Annotated in this window: 16 protein-coding genes and 1 tRNA gene; 3 read left to right on the top strand and 14 right to left on the bottom strand. The window is 68.2% G+C overall.

Features of this window, described 5'->3' with window-relative positions:
• Positions 1 to 307 precede the first annotated feature (307 nt).
• Together Q9R47_RS10370 and map are read left to right on the top strand one after the other, a co-directional pair.
• Positions 308 to 592, top strand: coding sequence for a ParD-like family protein (locus tag Q9R47_RS10370; RefSeq protein WP_311233132.1), 285 nt, complete (start codon positions 308 to 310; stop codon positions 590 to 592).
• The gene (gene map / locus Q9R47_RS10365) at positions 589 to 1,380 is read left to right on the top strand and encodes a type I methionyl aminopeptidase (protein WP_311233131.1); all 792 of its coding nucleotides are present in this window, start codon (positions 589 to 591) and stop codon (positions 1,378 to 1,380) included. The genes Q9R47_RS10370 and map overlap by 4 nt, the downstream gene beginning before the upstream one ends.
• Before the next feature lie 233 nt (positions 1,381 to 1,613).
• Here map and Q9R47_RS10360 read toward each other — a convergent pair whose 3' ends face one another.
• From Q9R47_RS10360 to Q9R47_RS10330, 7 genes are all read right to left on the bottom strand, one after another.
• Complete coding sequence (locus Q9R47_RS10360; RefSeq protein ID WP_311233130.1) at positions 1,614 to 1,907, bottom strand: hypothetical protein; 294 nt, start codon at positions 1,905 to 1,907, stop codon at positions 1,614 to 1,616.
• Positions 1,908 to 2,544: 637 nt separating this feature from the next.
• On the bottom strand, positions 2,545 to 2,985 hold the full coding sequence (locus Q9R47_RS10355; RefSeq protein ID WP_311233129.1) for a helix-turn-helix domain-containing protein: 441 nt from the start codon (positions 2,983 to 2,985) through the stop codon (positions 2,545 to 2,547).
• Positions 2,982 to 3,392 (bottom strand): type II toxin-antitoxin system RelE/ParE family toxin, encoded by a 411-nt coding sequence (locus tag Q9R47_RS10350; protein ID WP_311233128.1) that lies wholly within the window; start codon positions 3,390 to 3,392, stop codon positions 2,982 to 2,984. The genes Q9R47_RS10355 and Q9R47_RS10350 overlap by 4 nt, the downstream gene beginning before the upstream one ends.
• A 393-nt stretch (positions 3,393 to 3,785) precedes the next feature.
• Positions 3,786 to 3,861, bottom strand: a tRNA-His gene (locus tag Q9R47_RS10345).
• A 52-nt stretch (positions 3,862 to 3,913) separates the two neighbouring features.
• Positions 3,914 to 5,842: a SurA N-terminal domain-containing protein gene (locus Q9R47_RS10340; protein ID WP_311233127.1), complete on the bottom strand. Its 1,929-nt coding sequence runs from the start codon at positions 5,840 to 5,842 to the stop codon at positions 3,914 to 3,916.
• A 267-nt stretch (positions 5,843 to 6,109) separates the two neighbouring features.
• Complete coding sequence (locus Q9R47_RS10335) at positions 6,110 to 6,370, bottom strand: hypothetical protein (protein ID WP_311233126.1); 261 nt, start codon at positions 6,368 to 6,370, stop codon at positions 6,110 to 6,112.
• A 68-nt stretch (positions 6,371 to 6,438) separates the two neighbouring features.
• A complete protein-coding gene (locus tag Q9R47_RS10330) occupies positions 6,439 to 15,411 on the bottom strand; it encodes an LPD38 domain-containing protein (protein WP_311233125.1) in 8,973 nt (2,990 codons plus the stop codon).
• A 106-nt stretch (positions 15,412 to 15,517) separates the two neighbouring features.
• Here Q9R47_RS10330 and Q9R47_RS10325 point away from each other — a divergent pair, with 106 nt between their 5' ends.
• Positions 15,518 to 16,225 carry a hypothetical protein gene (locus tag Q9R47_RS10325; RefSeq protein ID WP_311233124.1) on the top strand — a complete coding sequence of 236 codons (708 nt, stop codon included), beginning with the start codon at positions 15,518 to 15,520 and terminating at the stop codon, positions 16,223 to 16,225.
• Between the two features lie 23 nt (positions 16,226 to 16,248).
• Here the strand turns inward: Q9R47_RS10325 and Q9R47_RS10320 are convergent, their stop codons facing one another.
• Genes Q9R47_RS10320 through Q9R47_RS10290 form a run of 7 tightly spaced genes read right to left on the bottom strand, consistent with a single transcriptional unit; the run spans position 16,249 to position 25,397 of the window.
• Positions 16,249 to 17,808: a hypothetical protein gene (locus Q9R47_RS10320; RefSeq protein WP_311233123.1), complete on the bottom strand. Its 1,560-nt coding sequence runs from the start codon at positions 17,806 to 17,808 to the stop codon at positions 16,249 to 16,251.
• Positions 17,808 to 19,160: a methyltransferase domain-containing protein gene (locus tag Q9R47_RS10315; RefSeq protein ID WP_311233122.1), complete on the bottom strand. Its 1,353-nt coding sequence runs from the start codon at positions 19,158 to 19,160 to the stop codon at positions 17,808 to 17,810. Before Q9R47_RS10315 ends, Q9R47_RS10320 begins: the two co-directional genes overlap by 1 nt.
• A gap of 2 nt (positions 19,161 to 19,162) precedes the next feature.
• Positions 19,163 to 20,026 (bottom strand): hypothetical protein, encoded by an 864-nt coding sequence (locus tag Q9R47_RS10310; protein ID WP_311233121.1) that lies wholly within the window; start codon positions 20,024 to 20,026, stop codon positions 19,163 to 19,165.
• The gene (locus Q9R47_RS10305; protein WP_311233120.1) at positions 20,004 to 20,435 is read right to left on the bottom strand and encodes a GNAT family protein; all 432 of its coding nucleotides are present in this window, start codon (positions 20,433 to 20,435) and stop codon (positions 20,004 to 20,006) included. The genes Q9R47_RS10310 and Q9R47_RS10305 overlap by 23 nt, the downstream gene beginning before the upstream one ends.
• Before the next feature lie 29 nt (positions 20,436 to 20,464).
• On the bottom strand, positions 20,465 to 20,899 hold the full coding sequence (locus Q9R47_RS10300) for a tail fiber assembly protein (RefSeq protein WP_311233119.1): 435 nt from the start codon (positions 20,897 to 20,899) through the stop codon (positions 20,465 to 20,467).
• On the bottom strand, positions 20,896 to 22,827 hold the full coding sequence (locus Q9R47_RS10295) for a DUF1983 domain-containing protein (protein ID WP_311233118.1): 1,932 nt from the start codon (positions 22,825 to 22,827) through the stop codon (positions 20,896 to 20,898). The genes Q9R47_RS10300 and Q9R47_RS10295 overlap by 4 nt, the downstream gene beginning before the upstream one ends.
• Positions 22,824 to 25,397, bottom strand: coding sequence for a hypothetical protein (locus tag Q9R47_RS10290; protein ID WP_311233117.1), 2,574 nt, complete (start codon positions 25,395 to 25,397; stop codon positions 22,824 to 22,826). The genes Q9R47_RS10295 and Q9R47_RS10290 overlap by 4 nt, the downstream gene beginning before the upstream one ends.
• Positions 25,398 to 25,405: the final 8 nt, after the last annotated feature.

Below are 25,405 nucleotides of genomic sequence, written 5' to 3'. Positions count from 1 at the left end.
GGAGTACGGAGGGGGCGGATCGCGACCCGCTTCCCTGGCCTGGAACCTAGCTTCCTCCCAAACGCCGACCCCGGCGTGTAGGAGGTGCGGAAGAACCCTCCTAGGCGCGCGCTACCCCCACGGCGTTCGTGTCAGAGCGGATACATCCGCCACACGGATTGACCTTCCAGACGCTCCGCATGGCGATGTCCTACGGCTTCCGACCATCGCCCGGCGTAGGGGCAGTGCGGCCATGCGTTTCCACGTCCATGCCCGCAATAAACAAAACGTGTATATTTCACATACAAACCACATAAGGAATGAGCCGATGGGCATCGTGAAAATCTCGGACTTGATGCACGAGAACCTGCGCGTGGCGGGCAATGCGCTCAGCCGCTCCATCAACGCGCAGGCCGAGCACTGGATGCGCATCGGCATGCTGTCGGAGCTGCACCCGGGGCTCGACCACCAGGACCTGTCCCGGCTGTTGATCCAGGCCGAACTCGCGGGCGGGCTGGACCTGGCCACCGCCATGGCCGGACCGGACGCGGGGAGTGGCATCCGCCGCCCGGCACTACAGCCGCAACCGCAACCGAAGGCGGCACGGGCATGAGGACGGCGGGCGACATCCCCCTGCACTCCGCGGAAGGCATCGCCATGTCGCGCCAGGCCGCCGCGCTGGCCGCGGAGGTGCTGGCCATGATCGGCCCGCACGTCGTGCCCGGCGCCAGCACGGACACGCTCGACCGCCTGTGCCACGACCACATCGTGAACGTCCAGGGCGCGGTAGCTGCCAACCTGGGCTACATGGACTATCCGCGGACCATCCTCACCTCGGTGAACCAGGTGGTCTGCCACGGCATTCCTTCGAAGGCGACCGTCCTGCGCGAGGGCGACATCGTGAACATCGACGTCGCCGTGCGCAAGGACGGATGGTTCGGCGACACCAGCCGCATGTTCTTCGTCGGCACGCCCTCCCCGATCGCCCGCCGGCTGGTCGACACGACCTACGAGGCCCTGCGCGCGGGCATCCGGCAGGTGCGGCCCGGCGCCACCCTGGGCGACATCGGCCACGCCATCCAGTCGGTCGCCGAGCGGGAACGCTTCAGCGTCGTGCGCGAATACTGCGGCCACGGCATCGGGCAGGTCTACCACGGCGAGCCCAACGTGCTGCACTACGGCCGCCGCGGCCAGGGCGTGCGCCTGGAGCCTGGCATGGTCTTCACGATCGAGCCGATGCTCAACGCAGGCCGGCGCGAGACGCGGCAGCTATCCGACGGCTGGACCGTCGTGACGCGCGATGGATCGCTCTCTGCGCAGTGGGAGCACATGGTGGCGGTGACGCCCGAGGGATGCGAGGTGCTGACGCGGTGGCCGGACGGCGGGGACGCACTGCAGTAGTGAAGAAGTGCGCCGGGATGCCGCCTGCCCTCCCGCGGCGGGCGGTCTCTCAAAGTGAAAATCGGCCCAGGGGAAAACGAGTGATTGCCCAAGACCTGCGCCTCACGACGGAGTGTGACAACACGCTGAAGGAGAAACCGAGGAGGTTCGCGGATCGGCCGAGCGGCAAAGGCGCGCCCAGGTAACGAAGTGAACGTCGCAGGTGCGAGGCCCCTGATGGTCCTCAAACGCCTTCATGAAGTCGCGTCGAGCGAATGCGAGACGCTGCGGGCAGCTTGGACCAACCCGATCACTGAATGCCATCCCCCAAGGACCTCGATGGCAAAGTAGATGGCGGCGTGCCCGAAGACGACGAAGAAGCTGCGGCCTGCACAGACCTGGATTGCCCCTGTTCTCCTTTGCACCTGTGTCTTGAGCGAAATGAGGCGAAGAAGTACCTGCTTAGGAGGGGGGCCGAGAGCCGTCTGACGATGTGCGTCAGTCTCATACACAACCACTTCGGCTTCCTTGAGCATCGACCACGTCACTGCGTGTGCTCCAGAAATTCCAGCGCGGCCCGCTTTGCGCGTACAGATCGTGCCATGCTGCTCGCCAACGCGACCCTGATGCGAGTTGGGCGTCTAGATGCTTAGTGGGCAGGCTGATCACGTTGAAAATCAACTCGTCCATGGCGCTCTCAAGCAGCAGCACCAGACTTCGCCAATCATTTCGCGCTGGGCTTCGCTGATCGGCACTTCTCGATACGTCATGCCATCAGCTTTAAATCGACACCGGCCAACAGCCAAGGAATATCGCATCCTGGCTCAACCCAGCTGGATATGCCGCGACAGGTTCTATTGCCCAGCCTCGAAACGAAGATGTCGCGACATGCCTGACATGGATTCGCAAACGATGCATCCGAGGGCGGATGTATTCGCGGCCAAGCGCGGTGGCTTCTACGGCGCAAGGCCCAATGGGCATCAGCGTCATGTTCGCGCAACCGCTACGCTAATGGGTCAGGTGAAGCCACGGTGTGCTCGCATCGCGGCGATGTGCTGGTGAATGCGAGCCAGCAGCGCCTCGAATTGAGTGCCCGCTGGCGTAGGTAGAGCGCAGCGGTCTTGAGGTGGTTCTGATTGGCAGCAGCGTACGCAACTCCTGTCGTTCCGCCGCCGAGGCCGATCGTCAGGCAACCGCAGTGCCTTCGTGCTTGCCCTTGCGCTTGGATTTGCTGGCAGGGCGAGCCGCCGACTTGCGAGCCACACCGGAGGCGCGCGCGCGATGCGGTGCAGATGGCTTGGCGAGGGAGCTCAGGCTATCAAGCATGATCACGGTGCCAGCGCCCGTTCTGACAGCCACGGCCAGTTCTCCGCCCATGGCTTCCACGTACTTGCGTAGCGTCGAGAGCAGCAGGTCCGAACGCTTCTCCAGTTGAGCCACGGCGTTTTGCTTGACATTGAGCACCCGTGCCACTTCGTCCTGGGTCTTCATCAATGCCGAGCGAACCTCGGCCAGCGAGTCCGCGTGGCGAACCATCTCTTCGGCCAGGACGCTCGCCTTGCACTGGATGAGCTTCTGATCCTGAGCGGAAAACTCTTCGATGATGCTTTGCAGTGTGGTGCTCATGGTGATTCCTTCTTCGCCTTGGCGAGCTTCTTCAGGTGGGCGTCGAACCGCTTGTCGGCCGTCTTGATCAGGGTCTTGTAAAACGCTGCTTCGTCCTGTCCCTGCTTGTCGCCAGCCACCAGCACATAGGCCTTTCGCTGGGGATCGAAGGCGAAAGCCGCCCGCCAGATCTCCGAGCCGTTGTGGGCCTTGAAGCGCAACTCCTTCATGTTGTCGTGCTTCGAGCCATTGAGCGTGTCGACATGAGGCCGTCCTGTCTTCGGCCCTGCCAGCTCGATGGCCTTGGCAGCAGCAGCCAGTTCGCGGCGTACGTCCAGGTCGAACGCGCGGAACTCCGGCAGGAATTCATCGTGGAAGACGACCTCCCACTTCTCCGAGGGTGCCGATACAGCAGGTTCGGACGCCAACGACGATTTCTTGGATCTTCCCGCCATGATAATCTTAACGTGATATCACTTTAAAATTATTCCACAAGCAGAGCATTGCTGTCAGAGATCGCGTTGTCAAGACAGGCTCTGCCGCAGCCTGCTCGACTCAGGACAGAAGATCCTCTCCTCGACGCGACACATCGATGGCATCAACAAAGGCGACATGCGTCCCGCATGACGTATCGAGGCAGTGCTTGCCGGCGATGCTTGAGTGAGTCGATCTGCTCAGAGGCAGCAAAGACCCACCGAAGTCTGGCAGTGCGATCAGGCAGCCAAAGCACCAGGACAATCGTCAGCGATTCCCGCTTCGCCCCTGGCGTGCCCCTGAAACGAAACAAGGACCCGAAGGTCCTTGTTTTTACTAGCATTTCTTGGGGTGGCTGATGGGACTCGAACCCACGACGACAGGAATCACAATCCTGGACTCTACCAACTGAGCTACAGCCACCGTAGCCTCGTATTATAGCCGGATAAAAGCCCCTCCGGCCATGTTCGATGCATCAATTTTCCGTGGCGGGGGTGCCGTCGCCCGTCGGGCGGGCCACCTTGAACTGGACCTTGAAGCGGTCCTTGAGCAGTTCGTAGTAGGCCAGGGCCTCGGCCTGGGCTTCCGCTTCCGAGACCTGCTGTTGCTGCTGGCGCAGCACGGCCGGGTCGGTCGGGTCGCGCGGGACAAGGCGGTCCACCTTGACGACGGCATAGCCCTGGGCGCCCAGCGCCACGCCGGTGAAGGCGGGCAGCGTGTCGGTGTTGGCTTGCAGGGCCGCGTCCACCACGGGGCGTGGCTGGTTCTCGGGCTTGTCGCGCGAGACGACCACGGCGGGGCCGAAGCCGGTGGCGCTAGCGGGCGCGGCCTTCCAGGCGGCGAGCTTGGCTTCGCCTTCCTTGCGGGCCATCTCGGCAGCGCGATCGGCCACGAACAGGTCGCGCACGCGGGCCTTCACCTCGGCGAAGGGCGGCGTGGCGGCGGGCGTGTAGTTCACGATGCGGCCGGCCGCGAGGGTGCTGGGCGCGACCTCGACGGCCTCGGTGTTGCGCTTGTTCTGCACCGAATCGGCGGAGAAGAGCGCCTCCAGGAAGCGGGCATTGGCCAGCGGGCCCTGGGCACCAGGAGCCGCCGTGCGCGTGACGTCCTTGGCGGTCTGCACCTTCAGCTTGAGCTTGTCGGCCACGGGCTGGAGGCTGTCCGCCTGTTCGTACACGCTGTTGGAGAACACTTCGGCCAGCTCGGCGTACTTGCGCTGCGCCTGCTGGTGCTTGGCCTCGGTTTCGAGCTTGGCGCGCACTTCCTCGAAGGTCGGCTGCTTGGGCGTCTTGACGTCGTTGAGCTGGATGATGTGGTAGCCGAAGTCGCTCTCCACCACGTCGCTGATGTCGCCCTTCTTCATCGAGAACGCGGCCTCCTCGAACGGCTTGACCATGTCGCCGCGCTTGAAGAAGCCCAGGTCGCCGCCCGAGGGCGCGGAACCGGTGTCCTGCGAGTTCTTGCGGGCCACGTCGGCGAAGGTGTTCGGGGCTTTGCGCACCTGCTCCAGCAGCTCCTGGGCGCGGGCCTTGGCCTTCTCGCGGTCGGCGGCGGGGGAGTCCTTGGGCGCGTTGATCAGGATGTGGCTGGCGCGGCGCTCTTCCTTGCCGGCGAGGCGCTCCAGGTTTTCCTTGTAGTAGGTGCGCAGGTCGTCGTCGCTCATCGCGATGCTGGCGCGCACGGCGTCCAGATCCAGCACCACGTACTGCACTTCCGCGTGTTCGGGCTGGCGGAACTGCGCCTCGTGGCCCTTGTAGTAGGCCTGCAGTTCGTCGTCGGTGGGCGTGACCTTGGCGGCGAAGTCCTTCGCGTCGAAGCGGGCCACCTGGATCTCGCGGCGCTGGTAGAGCGCGTCGAGCGCGATGCGCGCGGGCTCCTGCGCTGCGAAGGCGGAACCGACCACGCCGCCCATCACCTGCGAGAGCGACAGTTCGCGGCGCACGTTGGATTCGAAGCCCTCGGGCGTGAGGCCCTGCGAGCCGACGAGCGCGCGGTACGCCTCGGTGTCCAGCGAGCCGTCGGGGCGCTTGAGCGCGGCGATGGCCGGAATGCCCTGCAGCGTGCGGGCCAGTTGGGCGTCGCTCGCCACCAGGTGCATCTTGATGGCGGCGGCCTGCATCACGCGGTCGCGCACCAGGCGCTCCAGCGTGGCGTAGCGGGCGCGCGGCGAATCCAGCAGCTTGCCGTCGATGGAGGGCGACTGCGCGCGGATGCGGTCGGTTTCGGCGCGATGCGCATTGTCCCAGTCGTCCTGGGTGATGTCGTGCCCGTCCACCCGCGCCACCACGGCGCTCTTGCTGGAGAAGTAGTTCCGGTCGATGCCTACCAGCACGAACGACGGAATGATCAGCAAGAACATCACGATCATCACGATCTTGGAGTGCTTGCGGATGGATTCGAACATGGTCTTTGTCTTTCTCAGGGGGCAAAAGAAAAGGCGAACTCTCGTTCGCCTTTTGATCGGTGGTGGTGGGTGCTGACGGGGTCGAACCGCCGACCTACGCCTTGTAAGGGATTAGATCGCCCATACAAATCAACAGGTTAGAAGCCCTGCCAACCAGCCCATGCCAACTGGCGCGGGGAACGACGAATTTTACTTCACCGACCCTATCGCCCTCGGCTTCACCGTTGGCGATACCCTGGCTGGGGCAAATCTCGCGGCAGCACCTCGTCAGAACTGCGCTGCTACGCCCAGCAGCTTCAGCGCCAGCGTCTCCGCGTCGTGGCGCATGGCGAACACGGCGGTGGTGCCAATGCATATCGCACCGTACCAGATGTGGAAGCCCCGGGCGCCGTACCCGCGGGCGGCCGCCTCCCTGATCGCGCTTGCGATGGTCGAGGCCTCGAACTCGTCCACCTCCGAACGACCGTTCTCCACCCGGGCCTCGTAGATCCCGGATTCCACCTTCTGGATGTTGAGCGTCAAAATCATCTGCGTCATCTGCCGTTGAGCTACAGAGGATAGCCGAGCGGAGCCCCCGCAGGGCTCCGCTCGACGGCTCACCGATGCTCGGCCAGCACGTCCTCCACGGCCTTGTTCAGCAGGTACATGCTGCGCTCGATCTCGGCATTTACCTCCTTCACCAGCTCGCGCTTGTTCGGGTCGCCACCGGCCTGGATCTGCCGCCGCATCTTCACCAGGTCGGACACTCGCTTGTCCAGCAGATTTGCCGCCCCGTCCACGCGGGCCAGCGGCACGTCCAGCAGCACGGCCTCGGCCTCCTCCCCCCTCGCCACCCGCCCCTTGGCCTCGGCCATGCTGGTGTTCACCCGCTTCAGGTTCTCGTAGTAGGACGTGCTCTGACCGTTCACGCCGCGCGTGCTGCCGTAGAACCGCCCCGCCAGGGTGATCTGGTGCGGCGCCAGCTCCTCGCCGGTCACGGCGGCCGTCACCATATTCCCCGCCTTGGTCAGCTCGCGGCCCACGCCGCCGGTGAACTGCCCGAACAGGTATTCCAGCGCATCCGGATTGGGGCTCCACTTCCCCGGCTGCCATTCGTTGCCGCCGCTGGCATCGTTGATGAGCCGGGCCACCCAACGGGCCGGGGGTGTCACCGAGTCCTTGCCCATGGCGTGCCCGGGTTTCGGATCGAGCCCGCTGCGCTGCTCCTTGTAGATCTGCCGCCCGGTCCAGTCCTTGTTCTCCATCAGCGCCACCACCGGGTCGAAGGGCGTGGGCGCAAGCATCTGCATGATGTTGTCGGCGCCGCCGAGCGGGTTGTAGGCGTTGAGGGCGATCATGGCCATGTCCGCCAGGTGGCCGGCGCGGCTCTTCGTCGGATCGTCGTGCATGCCGAATTCGACCAGCTTGCGGCCGATGTTCGGGAAAACGTGGAAGCCCAGCGGCATCGGGATCGCCACGTAGTCCTGCCGGCTCAGCGGGATGATGATGCTGCGCTCCTTCACGAAGTCGGGGATCTTCTTCCACTCGTCGTCAGCACCGCCCCCGCCCATGATGAGCGCGCCCGCCAGCCCCGACAGCATGCCCAGGGCGACCCCGCCGGCCATGACCTTCCGCCCGGCCGGCCCGGCCAGCGTTTCCAGCATGCGCACGTTGCCCTGGATGGCGGCGTTCAGGAACGCGTAGTAGCTGCCCACCACTGACGTGTTCCGTCCCTTCCGGTTGAAGTTCACCGTGATGTTCTTGGCCAAGCTGGCCGCGGCCTCGCGCGACTGGCCGGCGTCCAGCGCCGCCTTGTACACGGCCAGGCGCGTGGAGGCCTCCAGCGTTTCGTTGAAGTCGGAAAGCCATTCGCCCACGCCGCGCGCCATGCCTGCAGCGCGGCCCTCGCCCTGCTGCTCGAGGGCCTTGCGCAGCGCCGCAGCCCGGTCCTCTGGCTTGGTGTAGAGGTCGCGATAGCCGGTGGTGCCGCCGTCCAGCTGCAGTTGCTCCCAGAGCCGGGCCCACGGCCCCTGCCCTCCACCGCTCTCTCGCCGCTCGCGCCGCAGATCCTGGTAGATGGCGCCCATGTTGCTGCGGATGTTCTTGAACACCTCGCGCTGCCGGCCCGCCAGGGGGGTGGAGGACAGCTGCAGCAGCGAGCCCTGCACGTCGCGCGCCAGGTTGAGCACGCCGAAGATCGGGTTGTACTGGGTGTTCACCGCCGCGAACCAGCGCGTGAGGTGCCCCATCGTGCGAGTGAAGCGGTCCAGCTCCGTGGCGTCCAGGTTCTTCATCGCCAGCGCCAGGCGGGCCGCCCGCTCGTTGCGCTCGTTGAAGATGATGTGCTTGTCCTTGCCGCCGATGCGCAGCGTCAGCACGTTGTCGCGCAGGCGCGCCCCGATGTCTGGCATGGTGCGCACGAGCCCCGTGTCCGGGTCGATGGCCTTCTTCTTCGGCAGCTCCAGGGACCACAGGCTCTCGTCGGGGTTCTGCGCCGCGAGCACGTAGAGGCGCTTCATCACGTTGTTCTTCTCGCCGCGGGTCAGCGCCGCCTCGCGCTGCATCACCAGGTGGCTCAGGATGTTCGTCACCTTCTCATTGGAGCCGGTGCGGCGCTTGGAGGCGTCGCCCTTCGTGCTGAAGCCCTGGCCGATCGGATGCGCCTTGCTGTCCGGCCGAGCCTCGTCGCGGTGCAGCGGGACGTAGTGCTGGTAGGTCTTGCGCCAGGCCTCGATCGAAAGGCGATCCATCAGGCCGTACTGCTCGAGCGTCTGCAGGGTGATGTTGTTCATCCGGTCCACGCGCGTGGCCAGGGCGTCCATCACCTTGCGCTGCTCGGGGCTGTAGCCCCCCATGACGTTCTTGGCCTCGGCGTCGCTCATGCCGGACAGGGATAGGCGATCCTGCTCCGTGCCCTTGAACGCCTCGGCGCTGTTCCAGCGGTCGGCCTCGGCCATGGCGAGCCCCAGCGAGCGCTGGATGCCGCTGATGACCGAGCCGGACGCGCGGGCATGCTGCAGCTGCCGGCGCAGGTCCGCCACGGTCTTGGCGGCGTCGGCGCGCTTCTGGTCCAGCTCCTGCTTGCTGGGGTTGCGCTCGGCCAGCACGCGGTTCGCCTCCGGAGCGTGCCGGGCATGCAGGAATCGCTCGAACTCCTCCATGCCCACTTCCGCGTCGTTCATGGCGGCAAGCAGCGGCCGCACCTCGTCGCGCAGGAAGTTGGCCGTGCGCTTCGCCACGCGCTTGTGGTACAGCTCCTCGCCGCGGTAGGCGTCGTTCGTTTCGCTGACGGTGCCGTTCAGGGCCTTGATCTGGTCCTGGATGCGCTTCAGGTCGATGAACTTGTCCTGCCAGTTGTAGAGCCAGCTGTCCACCGCCTCGGGACTGGTCAGCTGGCGCACGCGGTCCTGCAGGCGGGCCAGCACCCCCTGCACCCCCTGCGGCGCCTGTGGCGTCTGGGGCGCGCCGCCGGCAGCACGGCTGAACATGGCCGGGCCGCCCGCCTGTGCCCCCTTGAATGCCTCCAGGTCCTTTGCGTACAATACGCGCTGAACGAGGTTTGGAAGTTTATGACTGCTGGCCATGACTGCCTTCAGTTCTCTGGCTTCCTTGCCTCGTTTTTCTTTTGCGAACTGTTCAGCTTCGCGCATCGCCTTGGGATCGATCCCGGCAATCTCCCCCTCCCCCACATAGACGGCCCCGCCGTCGCGCACCATCGCCAGGATGGCCGAAGGCTGCTTCTCCGTCACCGTCGCCATCCAGTGGTGCCGGCCCTTGATGGTGCCCTTGTTGGGATGCAGCGCAATGATGAAGGGCTCACCCTTCGCATTGCTCATCGACGTAACGAAGTTCAGGCTGCTCTCGCCACCGCGCCCGCGGTTCCAGATCATCACCATGCGCGGGTCCGCCAGCTCGTCCAGCACGCGCTTCATCTGCGACGGCTTCACGCCGTGGTTGTAGAGCGCGTCCATGGCGTGCACACCGGCGTGCACGGGCAGATCCGGCAGCCCCAGCATCTTCATCACCGCCGTGGAGGACGGCAGCACCTCGTAGGTCTTCGTCTCGTCCAGCCCACCACGGACGAACTGATCGACCAGCCCGGCCCACTTCGCTCGAGCCTGGGCCAGAGCGTCCGCCGGCAGGCTGAAAGCCAGGGCGGGCGCGCTGCCAGCGGCTGCCGGCGCTGCGGCCGCCTGGCGCTCACGCTCCACCCAGCCCCGCGCCGGCACGATGAAGTCCCGGACGATTTCCGCGTCCGTCATGCGCAGGTCCGCGAAGCCCGGAATGTGCGCCCGCACCCAGCTCCGCACGGCGGCCACCGCGCGCTGCACGAAGCCCAGCTTGGGCCGGGACTGCGCCATCTCGGCCAGCACCTCCTCGGCGGCCTGCATGCGCTGGGCCCGGTCGCTGTAGTCCAGACCATACTCCTCGGCCTTGCGGCGCACCTCGGCGGGCCGCGCCTGGGCGAGCTGCTGCAACACCGCATCGAGCCCCGAGCCGAACACCCCGGCGAGCCCATGATGGCCCAGCGCCTCGTGCATGAGCACGCGGGCCACGTCCTGCTCGCGCGGCAGCTGCTCCGCCAGCAGGTAGACCTTGCCACCGAAATAGAACCCCTCCGGAGAGCCCCCGGCGCCGCGGCTGCGCTGGCTCAGATCGGCATCGCGCACCTGCTGCGGCACCTTCGGGTCGGCCATGTCGAACGCCACAACCACCTCGGGGCCGTTCGCCCACCCGGAACGGATCGCCGCCGCAGCGGATTCCGTGCGGGCCACGGCCTGGGCCTTCGCCTCGTCGGGCACGGCAGGGGTGTCCTCCAACGTGCGCAGGAAGGCATCCACGTCGAAGTCGTCGGCGCGGTTCGCTTCGCTGCCGGACTGCTTCCGCTGACGACTGAACACCGGCCCCGAGGCGATTTCGTCGTCGTACTCTGCAGCCGAGCGCCCCGTCGTAACGTTGATCGAATCGAGGGGGCGCACATCCACCTTGGCCAGGGCTGCCGCGATGTTGTTGCCGATAGTGGTGATCCCGCCGAGTTCGTCAGTGGACTCGTCCAGGGAGCCGTCGTGGACCAGGATGGCGGCGCCGGCGTTCGACTCGCTCACTGCCCTGTAAATAGATGCGAGGGCTCCTGTGTTTCGGAGCAAACCGCGCATGCCGTCGCTGACGGGCAGCCACCCGATGACCCGCATCTGAGAATCCAGCAGCAGAACGCCGTCGCCTCCGGCTTGGTGGGATTCCTTTGCGATGCGCCGCGCGGCGGCCGGACTATCCACCACCTCTCGCCGAACGTCTTCGCGTACCTGCTCCCGCTCTACAACAGGCACCCTCACCGAGCGCCCTGGCGGTGGCACCGATCCGCTATCGTCAGTTCGCCCGGTTGGTGAAACCCATTGGTACCGATCGTCGGCAACAGCCATCAGCCCCATGGGCTCAATTCCGCTGCCACGAAAAACGTCCGTCAGAAGTTCATTGAGATGACGGTCTGCCTTGGACAGCTTGGGATCACCGCTCGGGTGGTTGTGAGAGAACCAGACGCGAGCGGCGCCTTTGACGCGGATTGCCTCGCCCACGAGGGTGGCCGGGTAGATGGAGGCCTGCGTCAGCGCGCCCTTGAAGCCGCCCACCACAGCCAAGGGCGTGCCCGCCTCATCGGTCACCAGCGCATCGAACCGCTCGACGGCAGAGCGCGTGAGGTACGCAGTGGCTTGCGCCGCTTCTGCAGGGGTCAGGACTTCGTTCGTTCCGAGGGCTTCTTCTCCACGCCGGCCGATGATGGTGCGGACGGTGTATTTTCCGGCGGGAGCAGGCGTGTCGCCTGGTAGGGCTGCAGCGGCTGGAACGTCCCCACCGGGGGCGGCCGAGAGCCATCCGCGTGGACGCTTTCGCTGGGGCGCCGGTACCGGATCGCCAAAGAGGTCGGTTTCGTAGGCATTGAGAGGACTGTAGCCTCGGTCCGGCTCGCGTGCTACCGCGGGGTGGTCAAAGACACTGCCTTGCCCAGTAATCCCGTCTTCCGGCGCTTGGCCCAGCTGGAAGTTCTCGGCGCTGGCCTCCATGCGGCTGGCCACCTCGCGGCGCTCGCGCTCGGAGCGCGCATCGGCGTAGGCCTTCGCATCGGCTTTCGCCCGGGCCTCCGCGGCCTCCTGCTGCGCGTCTTCACGCGCTGCAACCTCCTGCGGGGTGTAGCTGGAAAGCTCGAGGTCTGGAGCTACTGCGCCACGGCCGTCTTCTGCAGCTCGGCGATCGCCTTGCCCATCCGGCTGTCCGCCGGGATCTTGGGCATCTTCCCGGCCGCCGCGTCGGCCATCCTCAGCAGGGTCTGCCCCTGCTCGATCTGCGAAGGGTCCCCGTGCTTGCCCCCCTGGCTTATCAGCACCGCGGCCAGCAGCGTCGCTGCCAGCGGCTCCTCGCTCGCCTTGCGGGGCTGCGGGTGCGGGTTGTCCGGTTGGTTCGGTGGTTGCTGCTGCATCGCTGGCTTTCTCGGTCGGTTGTGCGCTGAGCGCGGAAAGGATGGCGGCAGGGCCCACCTGCTCGCCGAACATATCACCCTCGGCCCGCGTCGCTGCCGCGGCACCCAGGTAGTCGCGCAGGGCCTGCGCCACGCGCTCGCGCCCCAGGGCCCGGGTCAGGTAGTGGCCCGAATACAGCAGGCGCAGAACGCCCACGGTCATCGGATCGGGCACGTCGCCTGTCACCATGTCCACCTGGTTGATCGCGTCGTAGAGCGATGCGCGCTCGCGCCGCGCCTTCTGCACCAGCCGGATGGCCTGCAGTAGGTTGCCCGTCACGTCCACCTGCGGGTTCACGGCGCCGGCGGCGGCCGCTTGGCGCAGGTTCGCCCACTCGCCCGCCACGTCCTTCAGCGCCTCGCCGATGGCGCGGATGTCGTTGTCGGTGGAACCGAACATGGATTCGACCAGATCGCCGTCGCTGTACGCCTTGTGCACGAGGGCCGCCTGCAGCCGCACCACTCCCGCGGGCGAGAGTGCGCCGCCGGCATCCAGCATGCCGGCCACGTCCTGGCCCTCGGCCTGCAGCTTGCCTACGAACGCCCGCGCGAAATCGCGGTTCGCAGCGCCGGCCAGGTCGCCCGCCTCCAGCACGTCGAGCACGCCGGCATCCAGCAGCGCGGCGTCCGTGGCGGCCTGCTCGGCGGCCGACAGCCCCAGGGCCTGGCTCTGGCTCTTGGCGCCCATGCGGGCCTGGTTGTCGCGCTCCGAGTAGAGGCGCACCAGCATCGGCGCGCGCATGCCGGCGATCACCTGCGGGTCGATCCCGTGCATGGCGCTGTCCGCCATCAGCTCCTGCCGGTAGCTGTCGGCCGTGCCGCGCTCGTAGGCTGCGCGCAGGCCCGCGGTGCGCCCGTTGTTCAGCGCCTTGACGGTGCCCGGGTGTGCGGCGTCGAAGAGCGGGTTCACGCCGCCGTCCGCGAAGTTCGACGGCTGCACGTCGCTGGCCTCCATCACCGCGTACTGGAACGGCACGCGCTGGCCGTCGCTCATCACCGCCGTGTCGCCCCGCCCGATCGCGTGCGCGGCGTGCACCTGATCGCCCACGGCGAACACCATGGGGGCGCCCGTCTCGGGGCTGCGCGACGGGCCCAGGCGCATGTAGTCGGGGCTCTGGGCCATGCCCTGCATCTGCACCACACTGGCCGGCCGGGCCCGGTCGCGGTTCTGGATCTCGGGAGTGGCCGCGCCCACGGCGCCGGTGCCTTCGGGGTTCGTGCCGGCGCGCTTCGTCTTCACGGCGGTCCATTCGTTCTGGAGGCGATCCCACGCGGGCGAGCCCCGGCGCAGCCGCGCCACGTTCTCGCCGCGCTCGGCCACGAACTGCGGCCAGGTCTGCGCGCGGGCGGCGCCGGGCTCGAATGCTTGCGCCGCCTCGGCAGCAGCTGCGGCGACATCGCCATCCTGTGTGTACACCGAATCGGCGCGCACGCGGTCCTGCAGCTCGCCCAGCGGATCTGCCACCGGCCGGCGGTAGGCACGCTCGAATTCCTGCCGCTCCTGCGGCGTGAGCCGATCCGGGGCGGCCGGTGCCGCGGCAGCGTCAGGCGCAGCACCATCGGCCTCGGCCGGCCCGGCGGGCGCGGCGCGCGCGGTGGCCACCAGGTCGGCGGCCTCGCGCTCCACGAAGCGCTGCACATGGGCCGGCATGCCGCCGCCCTCCAGCCGGGCCAGCAGCTCCACCGCGTTGCGCCGCGTGTCGCCGCTCGAGCGCTGGGCGACCGCCCGCAGTTCCTGCTGCAGCTGGCTGCCACCCTGGGGAGCCCCCGCAGCGCTGGCATCCCCGGGCTGGGCTGCTTCTGCCGCAGGCGCGGCTTCGGGCTGCGGCGCCGCGGCGCCGGCCGCTTCCTCGGGCGTCTCGCCGATGGCCTCCAGCTCCTCCTCGCGCGCAGCCGCCCGCTCCACGCGCTCGGCCAGCACCGCACGCTCGGCCTTCTGCTCGGCGCTCAGGCCCACGCTGCCGTCGATGACTTCCAGTTCAGCCAACCGGGTGACGGCCGCGGCCGTGTCGGCAACGTCGGCCGCCGGGCCCGGCGGGCGTGCGGGCTGCTCGGGTAGGGAGTCGGGGAGCATGTCTTCCGCAGGGGTGCCCGCCTCTGCCGGCGGCGCCCCCTCCTCCGCCTTGGCGGCGGCATCACCACGGCGCAGCGCGGTCATCGCGCCGGACACGCCCGCGCCCGGCGCCGAGCCGATGGCCGTTTCCACGGCAGTGCGCCCGACGTTCCGCGAGAGCGGGCGCTGGTCGATGTCGCTGGCCTGGTAGTTCGTCGCGACCTGGGGCAGCACCTCCTCCGCCTGCTCGCCCAGCAGCTCCGCCGCCGCGGAGCGCGTGCCGGCCGCCAGCCCGCCGCGTGCGCCGCCGCCCACCACGGCATGCTCCAGCCCGATCTTTCCCGACAGGAAGCCCGTGGCGGCGCCCACGGCGGCCGGCATGCGGGAGCGCTCGAGCGCCATGCGCTCCGCATCCTCGCGGCTGTGGCCCTGCTTCACGAGCGCATCACGGATGTCCTCGAAGGCCTCGCCCCGGGCGCCGCCCGCATTGAGCACGGCATTGGTCACGCCCGCCGCCGTGGTAGCCGACCCTGCCGCGACGGCCGCGCTCGCGCCGCCTGCGAGGCGCGCGACCTGCGCAGCCTTGGCCACGGCCACGCCCGGGAGCATGCTGGGCAGGTTGGTGGTGACGAACCGCGCAGCCAGCGCCGGATCGCTCCCGTAGGCCTTCGCCGCGGCCACGGCCTGGTCCACGATGGAATCCTGGTTCGCCTGTGCGATCTGGGCGTCCGCGTCGGCGACCTTGCGGCGCAGGGCCTCGCTCTGCTCCCCACGCCAGTGGTCTGCGTTGTCCCGGAAGAAGGACGCAACCCCGGACTGGGGCGCGATCAGGTTGGGCACCGCCCCGGCGATGTTGTTCACGCCCTCGGCCAGCTGCACCACGGTATCGGTCGCCGCCTCACCCCAGGTGCGTTCTGCGGGCTTCTTGGGCTGGGGCTTGAAGCCGGCCATCTCGAAAAGGTCGGAGCCGCCGCCGGCCGCGGCATCACCATCACCTCGCGCCATCGCGAGCAAATCCTGGGACATAGACACACCTTTGAAGTGAACCCCGGAAGGCTGGCAGGCTTGGCACGCAGCCCGGCGATAGGGGTCTGATACAGTTCCCGCGCACGAAAACTCAGAGGGAAGCAAGATGCGCTACGCGATTTCGGCGATGTTTCTGGCGGTGCTGTCAGGCTGTGCCAGCACCGCGAAATGGCAGCACCCAGCGCGAGCGGGAGGAGGCCACGACGGCGCTACGATGGCGCTGGCCGAGTGCGAGAGTTACGCTGCTGGGCGAACTCCAATGCCCAAGCTGCAGGCGTATATGCCCGTGCCCGCGCCCACCGCATATAACACCACCGGCACCATTTCCAGTTATGGGAACGTCAGCACGTTCCAAGGGACCACCACACCATCCGGCGGCCTGGCTTCTGGATATGCGACCGGCGCGAATATGGGTGCGAATATCGCCAACGCCTATGCTTTATCAGCCGCCCGCCAACGCGAGGCAGAGCTGACGGGCGCGTGCATGCGGACACAGGGATGGATCGACACCAGCACCGTCGAGGGGCAGGAAAAATTCAAGGTGGCATTGACCCAACGCCAAGCCCCAAAAGGTGAGGCCACAGAGCAGTCCGCAGTACGCGAATGGGCCGCTGCGGTTTCCACGTTCTTGGACACGGAAGCAGCTCGCCCCGGCGGGATCGATTACCGAGCGGATGCCGCCAAGCAGGCGGCACTCGACCGGTATGTGAAGGATCTCGCCAACGATCCCAAGAACGACCATCAGAAAATGTCGTGGTTCCTCATCGAAGCCCATAAGCGGGTGTTGGCCGACATTTCCAGCTCAACCAAATAAACGCCACTTTGGATCGGCGGGGGCTATTTCGAAATGCCCTGCTTCTGCAGCTCCTTGATTACATCCTCCACCGTCATGCCATATTTCTTGGCCGTGGCGTCGAGATTTTCGGGAGACATCGCACTTCGCACCTTGGCTTTCACAGAATCGCCGGCTTGTCGCGCGGCGCGATCTTTCTGGACCTTGGCGCGATTGAAGCGCACTAGGCCCTCGTCCACGTCTCGGATGGAGGGGTTGTCCGCCATGAACTCCTGAAACTCCTGTTCCGCGCTCGGGTTCCGCTTGACCTTCTCCTTGCCGGATAGCGGGTCGATGGACGTTTCGCCGAATGCCTTCTGCACCTTGGTGGGGTCGTAGTCATACTTCAGCTTCGAGGTGTCCGAGCCAGGGGTTTGCAGGATGCCCGCGCGCACCGCGCGCAGCTGGGTCGGCGTCATCCTCGGGTCCGTCTCGCGTGCCAGCGCCTCGCGCACGTCGCGAAGCTCGCGCTTCTCTGCCAGGCGCTCACCCCGGTCAGCCATGGCCAGGCCGTGCGCTGCCGCCGCCCGGCCGTCGGCATTGTCAGCTCGGCGATCAGCATTGTCCGCGCGGGCCTCGGCGCGCAGCCGCAGTTGGTTCTGCAGCTCGTGCTGGCTGTATTGGTAGAGCGCCATCGGATCGTCCAGCGCCTTCAGCATGGCCAGCGCCTCGCCCTGGTTCTTCAGGGTGAAGGGCGCCACCGGCTTGCCGTCCAGGCCGGTGCGCTGCACGATCAGCTGTCCATCCTTGCCAGCCTCGATGCCCGTCACCTTGTCGCCGCTGGGCACGAATCGGTTGTACACGTCGGCGAGCTGGGAGTAGTCGCCGGCCGCCAGAGCCGCCGCAGCCTTCCCCGCCGCCACCTTGCGCTCGGCCGCGTCCATCTGAATCTTGATGTGCGCGTTCGCCGCGTTCTCGCGGAAGGCCTGCTCCGCTTCCTTGACGTGGCCGGCCTGTGCGAGCCGGAGCGCGCGCTGCTGCGTGGCGCCCAGGTAGTCCTCTGCCGTGGGGGTACGGCGTTGGCCGTCCGGCCCCACGAGGCCCTTCTCGAACGCGGAGCCAAGGTCCTTGTCGATGGCCTCGATGTCGTCCTCCCGGGCCCACTGCTTCTCCTCGCGCCCCTGCTTGCGCGCAGCGAACAGCCCCTGCTGCGCCTGCAGGCTCATTTGCAACCCGCGGACAGGATCCGTTCGGCCGACGGCATCTGCCATCGCCCGCATGCGCAGGTTGTCCTGCTGCTCTCGGCCCATGCTGCCGGCGGTGCGCTCCCCCAGAAAGTCGGACACCCCCTGCATCGCCACCGTCCGGGCCTCGCCGGCCGAGTTCTTTGCCACATAGGCCTTGGCGCCATCATCGAATGTGATGTTGTCAAACCCCTGCTTCGCCAGACTCTCCAGCTGCTGGCCCTGATCTGCTGTGAAGCCGGTGGATTCCACGGGCCGCGCGCTCGCTACTTCGTCAAGCGCACGCTGCTGCTGCGCCTGCTGGAACTGGCTGTGGAAATTCTGAAAAATCTGCTGGCCCTGCAGGATGCCTGCCGCCAGTCCGCCGCGTGGTGCTGCCATTACTCCGTCTCCGAAAGCTCGTCGTCCAACTCCTGCATGCGCCGCGCCAGTTCGGCGCGGATCGTCTGCAGGCCAATCCTGTATTCCGGCAGCACCTCGGGGTGGCGCTGCTTGAGGTACGCCGCCTTGCCGTCATCCCACCACGCCGTGCAGTGCAGGCACTCCGGGGCGCTGATCGCCCGGAAGGTGTCGTAGACCGGGCTGCGCGGCGCGCCCACCTGATCAAGGTAGGCGAACACGTCGTCGTGGCTCCAGTCCAGCAGCGGCAGCAGCACCTCGTAGTGCTCGGTCGCGCCCACGGCAGGCACACGGCCGGTGTCGGCCCGCTTCGTGCCGCGGATCACCAGGTCGATGCCGTCGGCCAGCATGCGCTCGTGCATCGGCCGCATGAGGTTGTGCCAGCAGCAGTCCATCCGCCCGACCAGGGCCACATCGCTCATGCCGTACTGCCGCCCGATCCAGCCGGATTGCGCGGTGGTCACATCGCTGGGCATGCCGTGGGCGGCCTTCCATGCCAGAACATCCGCCTGGATGACGCGGAAGTCCGGCACCCACGCCCGGGCCTGCTCGACCACCTCCACCGTCTCGGGAATCGTGTCGCCCGTGTGCGTCCAGTACACCGGCAGCCCCAGCTCCACGAACGGGCGCAGCAAGTGCAGGCAGGCCTGCGAGTCCTTGCCGCCCGAGAACTGCAGGGCCGCATGGCGGCCGCGGAAAGAGTGGCCGCGATCGCCGAGACGGAACACGGCCACGCTGTGATCGAAGCGTCCGAACACCGGGAGCGCACCGGCTACGGTGGCACCTGGGGCCCGGTGCTCATCCTGCAGCGCCACCACCAGATCGAACCCCACCAGCTGCGCCCACAGGCTGACCTCGGGGAAGGACGCAAGGCGGTAGCCCAGCACCTCGCGGGCCAGGGCCTGATCGTCGTGGCGCGCGGCGTACAGCTCGTGCAGCACCAATTGCCCGCCGGGCGCGAGCAGCCGGGCCGCCTCTTCCAGTACGGCCACCGGGTTGCAGTACCCCAGGGCATAGGCCACCACTACGGCGTCGGCGCGCCCGGCCGAGAGCCCCGTCGCCACCATGTCGGCGGCTACAACCTCCGCCCAGTCGGGCGCCTGCGCCAGCTGCCAATGATCGACGTTCACCAACGTCCAGTGCAGGTCCGGCCGCACGGGCCGGCACAGCTCGGCCAGCCGGCCCGTGCCGCAGCCAAGGTCAACCACACGGGCGCCGCGCGGGAGGGCCAGCAGGCGCAGCAACTCGGCTGCATGCTCTGGCTCGCTCTCGGCGAGGCGCCAGTAGGCCAGCAGCTCGACGCCCTCGGCGTTCAGGATTTGTTCGGGCCGCATCGTCAAATCGCGATCGCTGCGGAAACACCGATGCCCAGCATCGCGCCCGTGTTGGCGCCGGCCGTGGCCTGGCTCTGCTGGTGCGCCTGGCTCTGCGCGGACCATGCGTTGGTCGCCGAGTTGGTCGCTGCGTTCGCCGCCCCGGCGGCCTGGCCGTAGCCCGCGTTGAGCCCCGCCAGCCCGTTGGTCGCGATGGTCTGCCCCGATGTGCCGAAGCCGGCCGTGGCGGCCGTGGTCTGCATGCCCATGGTGGGATAGCCGGCAAGGGCGTTGCTCGCGCGGTCGGTCAGCGCTCGCCCCTCGGCGCGGGCGGCCGTGCGCGCGCCGTTCTTGGCCTGCGTTAGTGCGAGCCCCGTCTGTGCCACCAGCGCGTTGCCTGCGGCGCCATATTTCCCGTCAGCCGGGTTGATGCCCATCCGGGCCATTTCCGCGGCCTGGGTGCGCTGGGTGCCGGTGTAGGCCTGCGACACGTCCGCCGCGGCTTGGCCCGCGAGCTCTTCGCGCTTCGCCTCCGTGTTGAAGGTCGCCGCGTCCTGGATCATGCGGTCCTGCTGGCCGGTCAGCTGGTCGCGGCGGCCCAGCGCGTAGTCGCGGTCCTGCTGCGATTGCTCCCAGGCCTTGCGCGACGTGTCCAGCGCGAACTCGGTCTGCTGGCGCTGGATCGGCGCCATCTCGTTCGTGTTCGCGATGATCTGGCGGACCATATCGTCCTGCACGCCCAGGTTGCGCACCTGGGCCTCCACCAGCCGCGGATCGGGCGCGGGCGTGCCGCCACCCTTGCCCTCCAGGGTCATGCCGCCGCCGGCCCGGGGCCGGAAGGCCTGGTCCGGAAGGAGGTCGAAATCAGTTCGGTGCCAGCGAGACATACCTGCAATCCTTCTTCCACATCACGTACAGAATCACGTCGCTGCCGTCGGGTGCCGCGCCGCGCAGCCGGGCCTCGGGCTTCCACCCCAGGTGTTCGTTCAGGCGCCGGGCCGCCTCGTTGCTCTCGAGCACGTAGCCGCTGATGCGCTCGCACCCGCACACCACGAAGGGGTAGGCGAAGCCGGCCCGCAGGAACTCGCGCGTCATCCAGCGCGCGCCGGGCGTGCCGGCCAAGTGCACCCACAAGTTCCGGCCGTTGAACCCCTCATAGACGGCGCCGGCCACCAGCACGCCGCCCCGGCGCAGGCCGATGGCCCGCTGGCCCTCGCACGCGGCGAAGCCCGGGATGCGCTCGCGCATGAAGGGCAGCACCGCTGCGATATCGAATTCCAGCGCGTGAACAGTCATGGCCCGCAGGGTGGCAGGCTTGGTACGGGCTACCCGGGCGGCGCCGGCCACTCGATCGCGCCCGGGTCGCCCTGCCCTGTCACATCGCGAAGCGCCTGGCGGTACTCCAGCCAGGCTTGGCGTATGTCGGCCGGCGTGGGCGCATCCGGCAGCACCCGCCAGTCGCACGCGCGCAGCAGCTCGTCTCGCCTCGCGCGGACGTGGCCCCACAACTCGGCCGAGTCCGGCACCCACTCCAAGCGCTCGAAGTCAAACGTGTGGCCCTTGCCCGGCCGCGGCGGGAACGGTACCGGCGCGCTGGCGGCGTGGCTCCAGTAGTGCGTCATGGGAAGCACGTCGGCGCCCACGGCCACCCAGCCCTCCGGGGTGCCCATGTCCGGCGGCACGTCGGCGATGCGAAAGATGGTCGCGAGGTCCGGGCAGCCCGGCACTTCCCGCAGCTCGGCGCAGCGGCGCTGGTTCATCGTTTTCCTCCAGTGGCGGTGATGGTGGTGCGCGCCACGGTCAGCTGCTGGTTCGCGCCGGGCCCGTAGTTCGGACTGACCACCTCGATGTCGTAGAAGTGGGTGGCATCCCACCAAGGGGCGTCGAAGCCCACCACGACGATCTGCGATGTCCAGCCCCCGCGCATGGACGTGGCAGCGTGCGCGAACCGCACGCCGTTGCGGCGCAGGTGCACCACCACTGTGGCGTCGCCGCCCAGCGGGTTCACCTCGGCGTAGGCCGAGAGCGTGATGCCCGACGAGTTCGCCGGCATCGGCAGGTAGAGCCCCGCACCACCGCCGCTGCCACCGGCCGGCACCACGAACCCTCCGGACTCGCCGAAGGACATAGCCGTCACTGCCCCGCCCTGCACCTGCAGCGTGCCGATGGCGGCCTGCCCGATGTAGGCCGTGCCGATCGCGGCCGTGTCCATGAACACGCCGATGTTGTTGCTGGTGATGCGCTGCAGCCGGTTCACGAAGTCGGTGGTCTGCATCACGGAGCCGTCCGGCAGCCCCACGGTGTCACCGATGCGCACCATGTCGCGCCGCGCCAGCGCCCCGAGCCCGTTCACCTGGGCCGCCTGCAGGTTGCGCAGCCACTGCGCGTCCATGCCGTTGGCGGACAGGATGACGTTGCCGGCGTTGTCGCGCACCGTCAGCCCCCGCGTATCCACCTTGCGGGCCGCCACCGTTCCGTCCACCAGCAGGTCGCCGCTCAGCACCGCGCCGGGGATGGTCCAGGCGTAGCCCATCCAGTGCCGCGTCTGCGTGAAGGCCCCGCCGTCCGTGATCGTCACCCCGTCGCCCAGCACCAGGTGGTTGTTGTTGGGCGCGCTGCCGCTGTAGCCCAGCGCCTGCCAGATGGCTTGCCGGGCCGTGGCGTCGCTCCAGCCGCTGCCGCTCGCCATGAGCAGCAGGGAGCCCCGCATGCCGTCGGCGAGCGTGCGGCCCTGTCCGTCCACGCGGAGGTTGCCCTTCACATAGACGTTGGCCTGCAGGTAGATCCCGTTGCCGTCCACCCCGAACACCACGTCCTGCGGCCGCGGCGTGCGCAGCAGCCCCCCGCTGTAGTTCGGCGCCACCACGGCGAACTTGTCGGCCAGGATGATGAAGGCGCTGGTGGTCTGGCCATCTCGCTCCTCCGCCGCGATTCCAAAGCCGGCGAGTGCCCCGCCGGCCTGCACCTTGAACGTGTACTGCGCGCGCAGCCCGTCAGAGTAGCTGGCGAGCACAGTCATTTCCTGCTCGAGGCTCGCGCGCCCGGGCGTGCCGTCGCGATAGTACTTCCCAAGCGAGGCCTGCAGCTGCAGCACGTTGGTGGCCATGGCGCGCTGGCCGTCGCTCCACGCCGCCTGCGTGGCGCGGATGCCGGCGCTGGCCTGTTGGAGGCTGGCCGTCACCTCGCGCACCTGGCGCGCGAAGCTGCGCTCGTTCGTCTGCACGATGGTCTCCAGGTCGCGCACCTCCGCACCGCGCTTGGCGGCCTCGTCGGCGATCGAGCGCACCAGCTCGTCGCGGATCTCCTTCGCAAGGTGGTCGAACCGCGTGGGGTCGTCCAGCGTCTTGATGAGGGAGCGGAACAGCTGGGAATCGATGATGGACCGGGCGAAGCGCTCGATCTGCACGGTGGCCGACAGCCCGCCGCCCAGGTCGATCACCGTTTCCCCCGGGCCGGGCTTGCGGTCCTTGTCGAGGATGTCCACCAGCCCCTGCATCCCACCCATCGCGTCGCGCAGCTCGCGCAGCGTCACGCCGCGCTCGAACTCGTTGCCGCGCGCGCCCGCGCGCACCTCCAGGTGCTCGGTTACGGCCTGCGCCCAGTTGGCCAGCTCCTTGTCCTGGGCGTTGAACCGCGGCAGGCCCGGAAGGCGAGCCGCGCCCGTGTCGATCTTGCGGCTGTTCGTCATAGACCCCGCAGCTCCTCGGAGGTCGAGCACAGCACCACGGACGTGACACGCGCGGCGCCCTGGATCTCCACCTGGTGCTCGAGCCACCGCCCCGGCGGCAGCCGCTGGGGCTGCAGGTTCGTGAACGTGGCCGTGTGCTGCAGCACGCCGTCGCCCCACAGTCGCAGCGTGATGGGGTGCGCGTCGTCCTGCTGGCCGTAGACCTTCGCCCACGCGAGCGGCTGCTGGCGCGGCTGCGTGGCGATCCCCGTGCGCCACCGGCCCGCGCGGCCGGCCCCGCCGGTGAAGCACTCGAGGATGTCCGAGCCCCGGGCCAGGTACATCAGGTCGTTGAGCTTGTCCACCCACACGGCCGAGCCCGACAGGTCGATGCGGCCCAGCTTCATGCCGTCCTGCATGTTGCACGCGAGGCAACCGCCGCCCGCGCCCGCGTAGAACAGGTAGTAGACGCCCTCGTGTTCGGCCGCGAACATGCTGGCCGGCTGCATGGCCTGCCAGTCCTTGCGCGCGATCAGCTGCCGGGACACCACCTCCACGCCACGGGCGCTCGCCAGGCACAGCCCGTCCGGCGACGCGTAGAGCACCCCACCCTGCACGCCCACCACAGACCGGCGCGAGGCGCACGCCTGGTTGCTATCGAGCCGCTGGGCCGACATGGAGGCCGAGTGCGCGCCGGTGATGAAGTAGGGATTGCCGGCCGTGCCTACGAACAGCGTCTGGTCGAACACGGCCATGCCCACCACGGGGAATTCGGTCGTGACCTGGTATTCCACCGGCCAGGCGTAGGGCACGTAGGGTTCGCAGAACGCCACCGTGTTGTCGATGAAGCCGGCCATGATCCCGTTGGGCATGCCCACCAGCCCCCGCAGGTAGGGGTTGGCGCCCACGCTGGGCTTCAGCTCGCCATCGAATTGGCCGTCCATGCGATACGGCGGCGCCGCCCAGGCGAACTGCGGCTGCAGGCTCTCCAGCTCCTCGCTTGCCTTGTCGTCCAGAAAGGCGGCCACCGCGATGGGCATCTCCTGCACCAGCTGCCACGCGGCCGCGGTGCCGGACGTGTTGCTGCGGTACAGGCGCCACTTCACGATGAAGCGCTCCGCGTGGCTCTCGCCCGTCATCAGGGCCGGCCGCTGCACGGTCACCGTGTCGTTCGCGTCCGCCTCGAGTAGATCGGACAGCGGCGACGGCTCCGACTCTTCGCCCCAGTCGGTGACGAATGCCACCACGTAGTAGCGCGAGGACACCACGCGGTCCACTGTCTCGCCGGCCAGCTTCGCCACGCCGCCCAGCTTGTCCACCCAGGTGCCCACCACGGCCACGTCCTTGGTCAGCGCCGTGAACTGGTTGGCCAGCTGGGTCTGGATGCTCGCCACCAGCGTGGTGCACCGCTGCTGGATCTCCACCAGCCGCGCGTTGAGGCTCGCAGCCTGGGTGGATGCCGCATCCTTTCCGGAGGTGTACGTCTCGAGCGCCAGGAAGTAGGCCTCCAGGTCCTTGCGGTACTGGATCCAGGCCGACGATTCCACGAGTTCGGTGCTGTCGCCGCCCGTGGACTGGTATTGCGGCACGGAGGGCTCCTTCGGTCGCACCGGCGCGGATGCGGGCGCAGCCCAGCTCTTCTCCAGCGCCAAGGTTGCGAATTCCTTCACCAGCTTGTCCAGCTCCGTGCGGGCGGCCGCGCACTCGGCGCCGGGTGCGGCTGCCTTCTCCGCCAGATCGGCCACCTTGCTGGCCAGTTCCGCCGTCAGCACCGTCTCGCCCGCGCGCTCTCCCGCGATGGCCGGGAACTCGTGCAGCTGCAGCGCCTCCACCAGCGCCGCGCGGCGCAGCGGGTAGGTCGCCGGCATGGCAGCCACCGGCACGGCCCAGCCCCCGCCGGTCTGGGTGGCGCCCAGGCGCGTCATGTCCATCTGGGTGGCGGTCGCGCGCGCAGCTGTCATCACGGCGTAGAGGTTGCCCGGCGCCACGCCGCCGCCCACGGCGGTGGAGAGCGTGAGGCCGTAGTTCGACGTGGGCCCGGCGTAGGCCTTGCCCGAGGCGTCCCACCGGACCGCCTCCTGGTTGCCGGCCGGCACAACGAAGGTGGCGAGCAGGTCGTCCAGCAGCTCCTGGGCGAAGTCCCCGTAGAGCCAGGTTTTCGCCTCCTCGGGCGTGAACTCGTCTACCACCTGCAGCTTCACGGTCGGCTTCACCGGCCGGGCCACGCCCAGCAGCCGGTCGTTGCCGCGTGCGTCCACCACACGCGGGCGCGCGCTGCCGTCGTCGGTGGTCAAGTAGGTGCGTTCCGTGGCCTCGTCGTTGATCTGGCCCTTCACGAAGGACAGCTCCTGCGCGTAGGACCGGATGGGCGCGGCCGGATCCTTGACCACCTCGCCGTTCGCGTTGCGCGCCATGCGGTGCAGCGTGCGCGCGCCGGCTATGCAGGGCGAGTGCAGACGGTCGGCGGCCAGCGGCCAGAACTCGCCGCTGGGCAGGAAGAGGTTTTCGTTCACGCGAGCGAAGTCGCCCAGAGCGCGATCGGAAACGCTGGGGGCTTCGCCGCCGAACGCGGCCAGGCGGTAGATCGTCATGCCCGCCA

Origin of the sequence: Acidovorax sp. PRC11 (assembly GCF_031844105.1) — a bacterium.
GTDB lineage: Bacteria > Pseudomonadota > Gammaproteobacteria > Burkholderiales > Burkholderiaceae_C > Paracidovorax.
The sequence above is the reverse complement of the archived record's forward strand: the minus strand, read 5'-3'. Positions and strand labels throughout refer to the sequence as shown.